13 protein-coding genes and 1 other annotated feature are annotated in these 13,407 nt (G+C 49.8%); all 13 genes read right to left on the bottom strand.

The genetic code is table 11. From position 1 onward, the window contains the following. Window positions 1–151: 151 nt before the first annotated feature. The 13 genes from B5066_RS11800 to ftsA all read right to left on the bottom strand — a co-directional run bounded on the left by B5066_RS11800 (window position 152) and on the right by ftsA (window position 13,336). On the bottom strand, window positions 152–1,483 hold the full coding sequence (locus tag B5066_RS11800) for a solute carrier family 23 protein (RefSeq protein WP_079476110.1): 1,332 nt from the start codon (window positions 1,481–1,483) through the stop codon (window positions 152–154). A 92-nt stretch (window positions 1,484–1,575) separates the two neighbouring features. Further along, window positions 1,576–2,112, bottom strand: coding sequence for a bifunctional pyr operon transcriptional regulator/uracil phosphoribosyltransferase PyrR (gene pyrR / locus B5066_RS11795; protein ID WP_269845147.1), 537 nt, complete (start codon window positions 2,110–2,112; stop codon window positions 1,576–1,578). A 217-nt stretch (window positions 2,113–2,329) separates the two neighbouring features. Further along, complete coding sequence (locus tag B5066_RS11790; protein WP_079476108.1) at window positions 2,330–3,232, bottom strand: RluA family pseudouridine synthase; 903 nt, start codon at window positions 3,230–3,232, stop codon at window positions 2,330–2,332. Next, window positions 3,213–3,710, bottom strand: coding sequence for a signal peptidase II (gene lspA, locus B5066_RS11785; RefSeq protein WP_079476107.1), 498 nt, complete (start codon window positions 3,708–3,710; stop codon window positions 3,213–3,215). The genes B5066_RS11790 and lspA overlap by 20 nt, the downstream gene beginning before the upstream one ends. Before the next feature lie 147 nt (window positions 3,711–3,857). Next, window positions 3,858–6,632, bottom strand: a complete 2,775-nt coding sequence (ileS, locus tag B5066_RS11780; RefSeq protein WP_079477026.1) for an isoleucine--tRNA ligase — start codon at window positions 6,630–6,632, stop codon at window positions 3,858–3,860. Between the two features lie 50 nt (window positions 6,633–6,682). Then, window positions 6,683–6,914: a binding site (T-box leader), on the bottom strand. 37 nt (window positions 6,915–6,951) lie between these two features. Then, complete coding sequence (locus B5066_RS11775) at window positions 6,952–7,464, bottom strand: DivIVA domain-containing protein (protein WP_079476106.1); 513 nt, start codon at window positions 7,462–7,464, stop codon at window positions 6,952–6,954. A 109-nt stretch (window positions 7,465–7,573) separates the two neighbouring features. Continuing rightward, the gene (locus tag B5066_RS11770) at window positions 7,574–8,362 is read right to left on the bottom strand and encodes a YlmH family RNA-binding protein (RefSeq protein ID WP_079476105.1); all 789 of its coding nucleotides are present in this window, start codon (window positions 8,360–8,362) and stop codon (window positions 7,574–7,576) included. Between the two features lie 16 nt (window positions 8,363–8,378). After that, window positions 8,379–8,651 carry a YggT family protein gene (locus B5066_RS11765; protein ID WP_022792702.1) on the bottom strand — a complete coding sequence of 91 codons (273 nt, stop codon included), beginning with the start codon at window positions 8,649–8,651 and terminating at the stop codon, window positions 8,379–8,381. A gap of 18 nt (window positions 8,652–8,669) precedes the next feature. Beyond that, window positions 8,670–9,098: a cell division protein SepF gene (locus B5066_RS11760; RefSeq protein WP_079476104.1), complete on the bottom strand. Its 429-nt coding sequence runs from the start codon at window positions 9,096–9,098 to the stop codon at window positions 8,670–8,672. A 60-nt stretch (window positions 9,099–9,158) separates the two neighbouring features. After that, window positions 9,159–9,836: a YggS family pyridoxal phosphate-dependent enzyme gene (locus B5066_RS11755; RefSeq protein ID WP_233133204.1), complete on the bottom strand. Its 678-nt coding sequence runs from the start codon at window positions 9,834–9,836 to the stop codon at window positions 9,159–9,161. Between the two features lie 18 nt (window positions 9,837–9,854). Further along, on the bottom strand, window positions 9,855–10,664 hold the full coding sequence (gene pgeF / locus B5066_RS11750; RefSeq protein ID WP_079476102.1) for a peptidoglycan editing factor PgeF: 810 nt from the start codon (window positions 10,662–10,664) through the stop codon (window positions 9,855–9,857). A gap of 125 nt (window positions 10,665–10,789) precedes the next feature. Further along, window positions 10,790–11,965, bottom strand: a complete 1,176-nt coding sequence (gene ftsZ, locus B5066_RS11745; protein ID WP_079476101.1) for a cell division protein FtsZ — start codon at window positions 11,963–11,965, stop codon at window positions 10,790–10,792. A 42-nt stretch (window positions 11,966–12,007) separates the two neighbouring features. Beyond that, complete coding sequence (gene ftsA, locus B5066_RS11740; RefSeq protein WP_079476100.1) at window positions 12,008–13,336, bottom strand: cell division protein FtsA; 1,329 nt, start codon at window positions 13,334–13,336, stop codon at window positions 12,008–12,010. Window positions 13,337–13,407: the final 71 nt, after the last annotated feature.

The following is a 13,407-nucleotide window of genomic DNA, read 5'->3' as shown; positions in this document are numbered from 1 at the left end:
CAATGCTCTCGTCCTTCATAAAAAAACCCGGAGTCGGAAAGACTCCAGGTTTACGGGTATGATGAAACGCCCCGCGCAGGATACACTGCTGCCGGGAGTGTTTTCATGCCGTTCAACCTTGGATGTCTCTCTGTACTTCCTTAAAGGATGATTAAGCTGCCTTATTTTTTGATGTGGACGTACTTGCGGATTCAAACATTGACCGGTTGCCGTAGGAGTTCTTTTTCCCCGGAAGCACTGCATGCAAAATCATCCCAATCACTGTTGCAAGCGCCATGCTCGAAATCTCAAAGTATTCCCCAATTTCGATGAACGCTCCTCCAATACCAGTCACCAGAATGACTGAGCTGATAATCAGGTTCCGCTTAATGCCAAGATCAATATTATTATCAATCAGCATCCGGAGCCCGTTCGAGGCAATAATGCCAAAGAGCAGAATAGAAACGCCGCCCATTACGGCTCCTGGAATGCTTGCGATAAAGGCCTCCACCTTTCCGATAAATCCGAAGCTGATGGCAAGTACCGCCGCTCCGCCGATGACATATACACTGAATACGCGGGTGATGGCAAGCACGCCGATGTTTTCCCCGTATGTCGTGTTTGGCGGCCCGCCAAGCACCGCGGCAAACATAGTGGCTACACCATCTCCCATAATGGAACGATGGAGCCCTGGTGACTCCAGAAAGTTTTTCTCTGCTACCTTGCTTAACACGAGCTGGTCGCCGATGTGTTCAGCAATTGTTACCAGCGCAATTGGTGCCATGATGGCGATGACACTCCAGCTCCAGTCCGGGCTGTATGTCGCAAAAGGTACCGAGAAATCCGGCACCTGAATCCAGGCGGCCTCCCCGATAGCTTCTGTGTTTACCATTCCGGCAGCAAGCGCCGTCATGTAGCCGCCGATGATGCCAAACAGCACCGGAATAATCCTGAAAAACCCCCGGAAAAACACGGAAGCGACAATGACAATCGCAAGTGTCACAGCAGCGACGCTCATATGGCGCATCGGTTCATTGTAGTTTCCGGTGTCTGCGTTGTAGTTCATCGACATTTCGATTGCTGTCGTCGCAAGGCCAAGACCGATGACCATAATGACCGGACCGACTACTACCGGCGGAAGAATATTCATCAGCCAGCCTACACCGGCTTTGCGTATAATCAGCGCCGTAATTCCGTAAACAAGTCCCGCAGCAAACGACCCAAGCATCACACCCCCCGGGCCTCCGATGGATAAAGCAGCAATAATCGGGAAGATAAATGCAAATGATGAACCAAGATAGGCCGGTATTTGTCCTTTGGTAATCGCCAGATAGGCGAGTGTTCCAAGGCCGCTCGAGACCAGCGCTACCGCGGGACTGAGTCCCGTAAGCGCCGGCACTAGTATTGTCGATCCAAACATGGCGAACAGATGCTGCAGGCTAAGAATCAGCCAGGTGGCCGGTGCCGGGCGGGTCTGAATATGGATATCTTCACTATTTTTCATGATAAACCTCCATTAGTATTGGCATGGAGGGAAGAAACGCTTTCGTCTCATCCCTTCTTGAACTCACGGGTCCAAATTAAAGAGAACTGATCTTATGCCGAGTGGATACTAACCTGATCTTCACCGTCTTCTTCTGCCATATTAACGGCGATAATTTCTTCGCGCGATGTCGGCACGTTTTTACCAATGTAATCCGGGCGTACCGGCAGCTCCCGGTGGCCCCGGTCCACAAGTACCGCCAGCTGAATCTGTGCTGGCCGTCCGCTGTCCATCATAGCGTCCATCGCTGCCCGTACCGTTCGTCCAGTGTATAACACGTCGTCCACGAGTATTACTGTCTTACCGGTGACGTCCTCGGGGAGTGTTGCTCCGTGGAGCTCCGGCTCCCGGCTGTTATTATTGTGGGATAAATCGTCGCGGTACATCGTAATGTCCACTTCGCCAATCGGTATGGCATTTCCTTCAATCCGTTCGATGCTCTCTGCGAGCCGGTTGGCAATGTAAATCCCCCGCGTTTTTATCCCGACCAGGATACAGTCTTCCACGCCTTTATTCCGTTCAATAATTTCATGTGACACTCTCGTCAACGCTCTCCGGATCGCTTGTTCATCCAAAAGCACCCGTTCCATCTGCACCATCCTCCTTTTCTTCAATGAAAAAGCCCTCATCCTGTGAGGATGAGGGCTTGAGGCTCCGGATACGCGCCATTACAGGCCGGGTATATACATACGCCGCCCTTAGGAATTTTGCGTTCGGACACCACCTCTTCTCAGCCTCACGGGACTGTGTTAAAAAGGCATTCGTTTTTATCGTTATTACGTAGTATGACAGTCTTTTTCTGTGCGGTCAACTGGTTTTGTCAAGTTCATCAATCGCTGCCTGTATTTCCTGTGGCAGTTCAGCTTCCACTTCGATCCATTTTCCGCTGACAGGGTGCTCGAAGCGGAGGCGGTAAGCATGAAGTGCCTGTCCCGGCAAAGCCAGGGTTTTCCGGCGTCCATACTTTGGATCAGCTGCAACCGGATGGCCGATCTGGGCAAAATGTACCCGGATCTGGTGCATGCGGCCAGTTTCGAGCTCACATTCCACAAACGTATATTTGTGCCACCATTGAAGCACTTGGAAATGAGTCACCGCCGGCTTGGAGTTTTCTCTTACAGCCGCCATTTTCTGTCGGTCATGAGGATCGCGCCCGATCGGCATGTCGATTTTTCCGGTTTCATGTGGTACTTCTCCGTGCACAATCGCCTTGTATTTACGCTCAATTTTTCGGTTTTTCATCTGATTCGATAATTGCTCGTAAGCTTCAGGATGCTTGGCTGCTATCAGCAGACCCGAGGTATCTTTATCCAGGCGATGAATCAGCCCAGCCCGGGCTTCAGGATAATTCTGCCACTCCGGATAGCGGTGCAGAAGTCCATTCATTAATGTGCCGCGGAGGTGACCAGGGGCCGGGTGCACGACCATCCCTGCCGGTTTATAAATTACCACTACATCGTCGTCCTCATAACGTACGTCAAGCTCCATTTCTTCAGGAGTCATCTCTTCATGACTTTCTTTTGGTACACTAACATCGATTCGATCCCCGGCCTGGAGCTTGTAATTGTTTTTGACCCGGCTGTCATTGACCGTAATCCAGCCGTCTTTGACCCACTGCTGTACAACTGAGCGGGACTCTTCCAGCTCGTCTGCCATTAGACGGTCAACTCTTGTGCCCTGTTCTTCTTCATTAACGGTTCGTGAATTCATGTGTTTCTTCCTTCTTTCGTGATCTTTCGTCTAAAAACATGCCAATAATCAACCATGCTACACCTACTGTGAGGGCAGCATCCGCAACATTGAAAATTGGGTAATTGTAGGCAAACAGATAAACATCAATAAAATCGACTACTTCTCCAAATAAAATACGGTCAATGAAATTTCCAATAGCTCCTCCCAGAACGAGTGCCAGCGGGATACCAAAGGTAAATGAGAGCGTTCCATATTGCTGCAGGTAATACACTACCACCGCTATCACGACAATCGTAATAAGTATAAAAAACCAGCGCTGGCCCTGCAGGATGCCAAAGGCCGCTCCTTCGTTCCGGTGAGAGGTCAAATATAGAAAGGATGGGACAATTTCAAAGCTTTCTCCAACACGCATGGAGGCAGCTACTATGTATTTGGTTGCCTGGTCGAAAATAACAATCAGCGCAGCCAGCAGGTAATGCCATTTAATAATTTTCATACAGCCTCTTTCATCCTCTCTTACGGAGTGCGTTCCACCCTTAGCATTTTAGCACATATTCACGGGTGCGAACAGCGCCCCGAAGGAACCTTCCGCCTTTTGCTTTGCATAAAAAAAAGCCCCCTTTATAATCAGGGGGCTCCCGTATTAGGATTGATTAACGTTTTCTTTCTGATGCATTACCGAAGCACAGCGGCTGCACAGATCCGGGTAAGCCGGGTCTTCTCCTACTGTTTCGGTTACTTCCCAGCAGCGTTCGCAGCGTTCACCCTCCGCTGCTCCTACAACAACGCTTACTTCATCAAGCTTCGACGCTTCTGCCGGAGCTTCGGATGCTGAGCCGGCGACTTCCGCTTTCGACACAATAAAGAGCGTCTTTAAGCGGGTTACGCTCTGAAGCATGTCTTTAACTTCCCCGTCTGCATAAATGTCAACCGAGGCTTCAAGCGACTTGCCAATCACTTTTTCTCCCCTCGCTGTCTCCAGCGCCTTCAACACATCGTCCCGGACATCCATGAGACGATCCCATTTCCGGCGTAGCTCTTCGTCCTCTGCAGAACGGTCTGCCTGCGGCATGTCCGTCAGCTGCACGCTGTCTGCTTCTGTCTGAGGGATAAACTCCCATACCTCTTCGGCCGTATGCGGGATAATTGGGGCAGCCATCTGTACGAGGGCAGTTAAGGTGTCATACAGTACTGTCTGGATCGCCCGTCGGCGGACGTCGTCTTCATGCTCAACATAAAGCGTATCCTTGGCAATATCGAGATAAAATGAGCTCAGGTCGACGGTACAGAAATTGTGAAACGTCTGATAGACATTGACGAACTGATACTCTTCATAGCCGGCCCGGATTTTTGTGATTAAATCCTGCAGACGCAGGTGCATATACTGGTCAAGCTCGCTCCAGTCCGATGGCGAAATCCGGTGTTTTTCCGGATCAAAATCACTCAGGTTCCCGAGCATAAACCGGAATGTATTACGGATTTTACGGTATGCTTCAGCGATTTGCTTTAAGATGTTGTCCGACAGCCGGTGATCCGCCTGATAATCAACACTCGACACCCAAAGCCGGAGAATATCCGCCCCGAGCTGCTTTGTGATGTCATTGGGCGAAATTGTGTTACCGAGCGATTTACTCATTTTTTTGCCTTCCCCGTCCATCGTAAAGCCGTGACTCAGCAATGACCGGTATGGCGATTTTCCGGTGACCGCAACGCTCGTTGTAAGAGAAGAATTAAACCAGCCGCGGTATTGATCAGAGCCTTCGAGATACATATCAGCCGGACGCTGCAGAAGCGGAGATGCCTCAAGCACTGATTGATGCGAGGAGCCGCTGTCAAACCATACGTCCATGATATCCATTTCCCGTGTAAAGCTGCCATTTGGGCTATGGTCCGAGGTGAATCCTTCCGGCAGGAGCTCCGCCGTCTCCCACTCAAACCATACGTTGGAACCATGGGTGCGGAACAGCTCGGAGACGTGCTGGATAGTTTCATCGTTAATGATCGCTTCTCCGTCCTCGGCGTAAAAGACCGGGATCGGCACACCCCAGGCACGCTGTCTGGATATACACCAGTCGCCCCGGTCCCGCACCATATTATACAGGCGCGTTTCGCCCCAGGCAGGCGTCCATGTCACTTGGCTGATTTCATCTAAAAGCTCTCCGCGAATATTCTCGATCGAAGCAAACCACTGATCAGTCGCCCGGTAAATGACCGGCTTTTTCGTTCTCCAGTCATGCGGATAGGAGTGGCTGAAGAAGTTCAGCTGCAACAGCGCTCCGAGCTGGTCCAGGTTATCCGTGATCGCTTTGTTCGCTTTATCATAAAAGAGACCTTCAAACCCAGGCGCCTCCTCAGTAAACACCCCTTTGTCGTCTACAGGACAGAGCGTGTCAAGCCCGTACTGCTGGCCTACAATAAAGTCTTCTTCCCCGTGGCCCGGAGCTGTGTGCACGCAGCCGGTACCGGCGTCCAGCGTTACGTGGTCGCCGAGAATAACGAGAGAGTCCCGGCCATAAATAGGGTGCTCAGCCATCACATACTCAAGGTCACGGCCCTTCATACGTTTTGTAATTTCATAGCCGTCCCATTCGAGCTTCTGTTCAAGCTCCTCCAGGAGCCCTTCAGCCACAACATACTTTTCGCCGCCCGCTCGAACCACGACGTAATCAAGCTCGGGGTGTACCGTGATCGCCAGATTGGCAGGTATAGTCCACGGCGTCGTGGTCCAGATGATAAACTTTTCATCGCCTTCAAGTACGTCCTTGCCGTCCTTAACCGCAAACGAAACATAAATAGACGGAGAGCGCATATCGTGGTATTCGATCTCTGCTTCTGCCAGGGCCGATTCCGAAGACGGCGACCAGTAGACCGGTTTTTTGCCTTTATAAATATGGCCCCGTTTGGCCATCTCCCCAAATACCTGGATCTGTTGGGCTTCGTATTCATGATTCATTGTCACATACGGGTTTTCCCAATCGCCTCTTACTCCAAGACGTTTGAACTGTTCGCGCTGACGGTCAATTTGCTTCTCCGCATATTCTTCACAGGCGGCGCGAAATTCAGCTGTTGTCATTTTTTTTCGGTCCACTTTTTTATTTTTCGTCAATGCTGTTTCTATCGGAAGGCCGTGAACATCCCAGCCCGGCACGTAGGGAGCATGGTAGCCCGTCATCGATTTGTAGCGGACGATAAAATCCTTGAGTACTTTATTCAGGGCATGGCCCATATGGATGTCCCCGTTGGCATACGGAGGGCCATCGTGGAGCACAAACAGCGGCCGGTCCTGGGTGCGTGCTTGTACCCGTTCATAAATGCCCTGCTCGTTCCATGTTTTCTGGCGCTCCGGTTCTTTATTCGGCAGATTGCCGCGCATGGGAAATTTGGTTTTTGGCATTAGCAGTGATTCTTTATAACTCATTTCCGTTTCCTCCTTTATTACATTAAAAAGAGCCATCCTGAGCCCCCGTGCATAGGGACGAGAATGACTCGCGGTACCACCCTGATGAGCGCAGGAAGCCATACAGCTCCCTGCTCGTCTCTTCATTGGCAATAACGGCTTTTCAAAAGCCGCCTTAACTTACTTTTTTGTTCAGTTAAGGAACTCCGGGGTGATAACAAAAATGCCCTGGTTCTGCGCTTTCACCAACCGCAGATCGCTGAGACCGGTACATTACTGCCTGCTCCCCTTCAACGTTTGTCGAATATGATAATGCAAAAGTATAATCTAGTTGCCGGTGTTAGTCAAGCCGTTCGCCGTCGCCTGCATAAACTTCTGCCTCTGCGGCTTCTTCTTCAGAAAGATTCAGCCATTCATCCGAATGAAGCATCTCCATCTGTGCTTCCAGAAGCATTTTAAACTTGGTCTGGTAAACAGAAGCCTGTTTTTTCAGCTCTTCAATTTCAAGCTCAATGCGGCGGGATTTGTTCAATGCTTCGTTGACGATCCGGTCCGCATTTTTTTCTGCTTCCTTCACCGTCAGTTCACCTTCTTTACGGGCGTTTTTCCGCACTTCTTCTGCTGATTCCTGGGCTACATATATTGATTTGTTCAGAGTTTCTTCGATATTGGAGAAGTGATTAATCCGGTCCTCCAGCTCTTTCGTACGTTCGTACATCTCATCACGTTCGCGGATGACATCTTCAAAATCCTTAATCAACTGTTTTAAAAAGTCATTCACTTCATCTTCATCGTATCCCCGGAAACCTCTTGTGAATTCCTTATTATGAATATCCAGTGGTGTTAAAGGCAAAATCGTTCACCCTTTCTCCTATTCAAGTATGTATAAAGGCCCGAGAGCCTGCTGCCTTTTTCTACATTCGCGGCAAAAAAGGCAGTTCCTTCTTTTAAAACAAAAAAGATTATTTTTTTCTTTTCTGTTCCTTAACCCCGTATACTATCCGCTGCTTATCTTTTTTGGTGCGTCCCAGCACCTCCATCAATTTGGAGCGGCCAAGCCCTCGTACCGAAACATAGTCCCCGGGGTGCAGGACGTAAGAGGATTGTTCAACCTTCTTCCAGTTCACGCGCACTTTCGCTTTTTCGATGAACGGCAGCGTTTTGCTTCTTGAAAGCCGGTACGCTTCTGCCATAAACGTATCAAGCCGAAGCGAAGAGACCGTCGTTTCGCGTTCCACCCACTCTTCTTCTATTGGAAGCATAGCGGAAAACGGCTTTTCCACCGGCGTCACGGAGACATTGGCAATTTTCGGGAGGTTCAGCTCGATATAGCTGCGGACTTCAGCAGCTGCCACGAATTGAAAGCGCCCCTCCCCTTCCAGGATATCACCGAACTTTTCCCGTTTTAATCCAATGCCCATCAGTGCCCCGAGCACATCTTTATGCTCAAGGGAAGCGAATTTCTGCGGATAAGAGATCTCAAACAATATCAGCTGAAAATCCTCCTGCTCCGGCTGTTCATAAAACGGATAAATTAACGCCCGTTTTCGCTCAGCATCATCGCTCCCCCCGGCAAACGCATAGTAGACGGTCTCGTCTTTGCCGATAACTGAAGCTAAAATATCCCGCTCCCGCGGATCGAGAAAATCGGTCAGCCGTCTTTCAAAGCTGGTTTCGACTGCTTCTTTCCAGTCCGCTGCCTGTTCCACCCAGGCCCTTTCTTCTGGACGGAAGTGTTCGAGCATATTCATGTTTTATTCACCTCAATTAAAACAACGCACCGGCATTAAAAAACAGCGCCCGTATGCCTGATTCTGCAAAAAAGAGTACAATGATGGCCACAATTGGTGAAATATCAAGCGGGCCGAGCGGTGGAATAAATCGGCGGAACGGCTCCAAATATGGTTCGCAAATCGAGCCGATAAACTGGCCGATCGTAGATTCTCTCGCATTTGGGAACCAGGACATGAAAATATAAACAATTAAAACAATACGGTAAATACTGATTAAACTGATCAACAAAGAACCTATAAGCTGCATAATCCCTCCCCTTTCTTTTTAATAGTGCTCATCCCTTTCTGAAATGATTTCTGTAATAGCGCCCGAAATATCTACATTTTCCGGCGCACAGAAAAAGATCTGGCTGCCAACCTTCTGAATATCCCCGCCGATAGCATAAACAGTACCGCTTAGAAAATCAACGATGCGCCGGCCCTGATCCTTTGGCACCCGCTGCAGATTGATGATCACTGCTTTCCGGCTGCACAGGTGATCGGCAATATCCTGTACTTCCTCATAGCTGCGCGGCTCCAAGAGCATCACCTTCGAGGACTTCTGCACACTCTGCAGGCTCACCACGTTGCTTGGCGCCGCCCCCTGCTTGTTTTCATGCTGGGCATATTGCTCTTCTTCAGAAAGAGGAACTTCCTGTTCGACAACATCGTCGTCCATTTCAAAAAAACGCCGGAACTTCGAACGCAAACTCATCTTCTCCTCTCCTTTTTACACAGAGATACCGGCTGCTTTGTTACTTAACGCCGGAGTCTTTTATTCACCTACAAGCGAAGTGCCGAGCCGGATATGAGTAGCGCCTTCTTCAACAGCTACCATATAATCGTTGGACATTCCCATAGACAAATAACTGCAAGGCGCATGAGCCCAGCTTTTTTCCTGAATGTGTCCGCGCAACTCATTCATCTGCCGGAAAACCGGCCGGGTTCGTTCAGCATCCTCTTCAAATGGGGCGAGCGTCATTAATCCTACGATTCGGAGCCGGGGCAGTTTCATCAGCGATTCAATGAACGGTTCCACCTTTTCCGGGGAAAGCCCTGCTTTGCTTTCTTCTCCCGAAACATTCACCTGCACGAAGCATTCGGTAACTGTTTCTTCGGACCGTTTGTTGATTTCTTCTGCCAGGCTCCAGCGGTCGAGTGAATGAATGTATGCACATTTACCGATAATTTTTTTTGCTTTTTTTGATTGGAGGGTACCGATAAAATGAATGTCCGCCCGGCCGGAAACAGCTTCGTATTTTTCAAGTGCTCCTTCCACACGGTTTTCCCCTAAATTGGTTATTCCGGCGTTCACTGCCTCTATCGCGCGCTCCGGGGAGACATACTTTGTAACAGCAATGCATGTTACCTCCCCCGGGTCCCGGCCGGAGGCTTCGCAGGCACGGCCGATATTACGTTTTATCGCTTTCCAGTTGGATTCCACAGTGTTCAAGTGCAGCATCCTCCCTGCCTATATAATATAGATATAACTCATCATTCGTCCAGTTTTCCCGTTTTCACGGCGATGGGAGAAAAACAGCTCTTCCTCAGCGTAAGTACAGTAACGGCTAACAACAATACGTTCGGGAGCTATTCCTGCACGTTCAAGCAGAAGCCTGTTAGCAGTCTTTAGGTCAAGCTCATACCGGCCGTTTGCCTTTTGAATCCACGGCTTATGGTATAAAAAAACTTCTTTATCCTGAAAAGATTGGATGACTGCTTCATTTACCTCATAGTTGGCTCCGGATATCGACGGCCCAATGGCAGCATACATCTGCTCCACCGGGACTCCCTTCTCTATAAAAGCACGTACCATTTCTCCGCCGATGTCCGCTGCAGTTCCTTTCCACCCGGCGTGGGCCAGCCCGGCCACTGCAGAGCTCTCTGTATAAAAGAACAGAGGTACACAATCAGCATAAAAGCTCACAAGCGTAACGTCCTTCGATTGCGTAATTAGGCCGTCAGCTTCCGCCACAGCGGTCTCTCTTTGCTCACTGCCTTTGCCTGCATCGCTTTGGCCCACTTCCACAATCCGGCTGCCGTGGACCTGCTCCTCGGCAATCCACGTAGATAACGGGCGGTTAATATGCCTGGCAGTGATCATGCGATTATTTATAGTGGTATTATTGTCTTCCCCTACATGGAAAGCCGTATTCCGACTTTCATAAGGCGGCTTTCCTATGCCATCTGTTCTGGTGGTAAAACCGGCGGCCACTGCTGGACTTTTCGTTTCCAGCTGAAGAATGCCGTTTGTTAAAAGATGAAACGGCTCGTGCTTCATGCCATCATGCCCTTTCTGCTTATTGATCGGTTTGCACAAAACTCATCGCTTTATTATCCGTGTGCTCCAGCGAAGAAAAGCGGGCCGTGTCCGGCCCGCTTTTTTCTTCTATCGCCTGCCCCGCTTTAGCGGCGGCGCCGGTTGCGCAGAAATGTTGGAATATCGAGTCCTTCGTCTTCCTCCTGTCCCTCTCTGGACGATTCGTTTTCAGAAACAGGCTCTTCCTTCCATTCCTGTTGAGGCGCAGGCTGCTGTGGCTGCTGCGGAGCCTGTTGTCTTGACGGCTGCTGCCGGGAAACAGTCTGTCGGCCGCCGCCGCGTGTTCCCTGCGCGCTCCGCTGATCTTCACTATCCTGAAAGCCGGTCGCAATAACAGTAACGACGATCTCATCTTTCAGGTTTTCGTTAATCACTGAGCCGAAGATCATATTAACATCTGTATCCGAAGCTTCAGATACAATCTCAGCAGCTTCGTGCACTTCAAACAGACTCAGGTTGGAGCCGCCGGTGATGTTCATCAGGACGCCCTGGGCGCCTTCCACAGATGTTTCAAGCAGCGGGCTTGAAATGGCTTTCTTTGCTGCTTCCACGGCCCGGTTCTCTCCAGTGGAAATACCAATTCCCATCAGCGCAGAACCTTTTTCACTCATGATGGTTTTTACGTCAGCGAAATCCAGGTTGATAAGACCCGGCACCGCGATCAGGTCACTAATGCCCTGTACACCCTGGCGGAGAACGTTGTCCGCTTCACGGAACGCCTCAAGCATTGGTGTGCTTTTATCTACGATTTCAAGCAGACGGTCGTTTGGAATTACAATCAACGTGTCCACTTTCTCTTTCAGGGAAGAAATGCCATTGGAGGACTGCACTGCACGCTTCTTGCCTTCAAACGTAAACGGGCGTGTAACGACACCTACTGTCAAAGCCCCGATTTCTTTAGCTACTTCAGCAATCACCGGAGCCGCACCAGTACCTGTGCCTCCGCCCATGCCAGCTGTGATAAATACCATATCGGCACCAGTCAGCGCTTCCTCGAGCTGTTCTTTACTTTCTTCCGCAGCCTTTTTCCCGATCTCCGGGTTCGCGCCGGCGCCAAGGCCTCTAGTCAATTTCCCGCCTAGTTGAAGCTTTGTTTCTGCCTCTGATAATTTTAACGCCTGGGCGTCTGTGTTTACAGCAATAAATTCGACTCCCTGTAAACCGTTCTCGATCATACGATTCACAGCGTTCGAACCGCCCCCGCCGACACCGATGACTTTAATCTGGGCTAGCTGGTCCATATCCATTTCAAATTCCAACATATGTGGTCCTCCTATATAGTCGTTTTATCCATCGTTACTTAATTATTCAAAGAAAGATTTAAATACGCTTCGCATCCGCTCTTTAAACCCAGGCTCTTCCGGATCTTTTTCCTTTGTCCGGTTTTGCTGGCGCGTGCTTGAACCATTGCGGTAATTAGAGTCTCCTGCTGAAGCCGGACGGTCTGATTCAGCGTATTTCTCAGAGCGTCCTGCGGCTACAACGGACTCCTCCCCACTATGAACCTTCATGCTTTTATATGCAAATTCAATCAAGCCAATGCTTGCGGTGTACGTTGGCTCACGGACACCGATGTAGTCCGGCATGGCAAGACGGACATGCTGTTTCCAAATGTCCTGGGCAAGCTCAAGCGTTCCCGGCATCATGACTGCCCCTCCGGTTAACACGTAACCGCCGGGCAGATCATGATAACCCATGCGGGAGATCTCCTGCTGTACTAATGTAAGAATTTCTTCCATTCTTGGCTCGATTATCTCTGCGAGTTCGAGCTGCGTGAATTTTTTCTGGTCGTTGTTGCCAAGCGTCTGAATCGAAAATGACAAATCATCCGAAGCGTCATCGATAAAGGCGTGGCCATGCTCAAGCTTCAAGCGCTCCGCTTCTTCTGCAGTCGTTCTGATGCCTACAGAAATATCGTTGGAGATATGGCTGCCGCCGATCGGAAGAAAGGACATTGTCTGGAGCTGCCCTTCCTGAAACACAGAAACCGTGGTTGAGCCGCCGCCAATATCAATTAATGCAACGCCAAGAGAACGCTCGTCCTTTGATACGGCTACACTCCCTGAAGCCAACGGCTGCAATACAATATCTGCGATTTCCAGTCCTGCTCGCTCCACACAGCGTAGTAGGTTATGTAAAGCGGTTTTAGCTCCTGTAATAATAGTCCCTTCCATTTCCAGACGGGTGCCGAGCATGCCACGCGGGTCTTTAATTCCGTCCATTCCGTCTACAATAAACTGGGCTGGAATGATATCAATAATTTCTCTGTCAGGCGGTATACTCATTACATGCGCTGCGTCAATGACCCTTTCTACATCCTCATCCTGAATCTCGCGGTCTGTGCTTGATACAGCCACGATTCCATTACATGCCCGCATTTCCACTTGATTGCCGTTAATTCCTACAATGACTTGCTTTACTTCCAGATCAACCATTCGTTCAGCCTGGTCTACAGCCTCTTTAATCGCTTTAACCGTTTCATCGATATCGACGATCGCGCCTTTTCTCATACCGATAGACGGCGCCCGGCCGACTCCAATAATTTTCAAGGCGCCACCGCTCATATCTCCGATAATCGCTCGGACAGACGATGTGCCGACATCAAGACTGACATACAAATTTTCACTGTTCAAGGTTGGGCACCCCCTTATAGATCTATTTTCGCTTCAACGTTATAGCTATTACATCTTTTATAATTCCATAC

The organism is Marinococcus halophilus (assembly GCF_900166605.1).
GTDB classification, from domain to species: Bacteria; Bacillota; Bacilli; order Bacillales; family Marinococcaceae; genus Marinococcus; species Marinococcus halophilus.
This window is presented reverse-complemented; position numbering and strand designations above follow the sequence as displayed.

Bases quoted from the DNA above. Each gene is read 5' to 3' on its own strand.
- B5066_RS11765 (WP_022792702.1), bottom strand. From the start codon at position 8,651: ATGCAGCTTATAGGTTCTTTGTTGATCAGTTTAATCAGTATTTACCGT.
- pyrR (WP_269845147.1), bottom strand. From the start codon at position 2,112: ATGGAACGGGTGCTTTTGGATGAACAAGCGATCCGGAGAGCGTTGACG.
- B5066_RS11760 (WP_079476104.1), bottom strand. From the start codon at position 9,098: ATGAGTTTGCGTTCGAAGTTCCGGCGTTTTTTTGAAATGGACGACGAT.
- ileS (WP_079477026.1), bottom strand. From the start codon at position 6,632: ATGAGTTATAAAGAATCACTGCTAATGCCAAAAACCAAATTTCCCATG.
- B5066_RS11770 (WP_079476105.1), bottom strand. From the start codon at position 8,362: ATGAATATGCTCGAACACTTCCGTCCAGAAGAAAGGGCCTGGGTGGAA.
- B5066_RS11800 (WP_079476110.1), bottom strand. From the start codon at position 1,483: ATGAAAAATAGTGAAGATATCCATATTCAGACCCGCCCGGCACCGGCC.
- lspA (WP_079476107.1), bottom strand. From the start codon at position 3,710: ATGAAAATTATTAAATGGCATTACCTGCTGGCTGCGCTGATTGTTATT.
- B5066_RS11790 (WP_079476108.1), bottom strand. From the start codon at position 3,232: ATGAATTCACGAACCGTTAATGAAGAAGAACAGGGCACAAGAGTTGAC.
- pgeF (WP_079476102.1), bottom strand. From the start codon at position 10,664: ATGAAGCACGAGCCGTTTCATCTTTTAACAAACGGCATTCTTCAGCTG.
- ftsZ (WP_079476101.1), bottom strand. From the start codon at position 11,965: ATGTTGGAATTTGAAATGGATATGGACCAGCTAGCCCAGATTAAAGTC.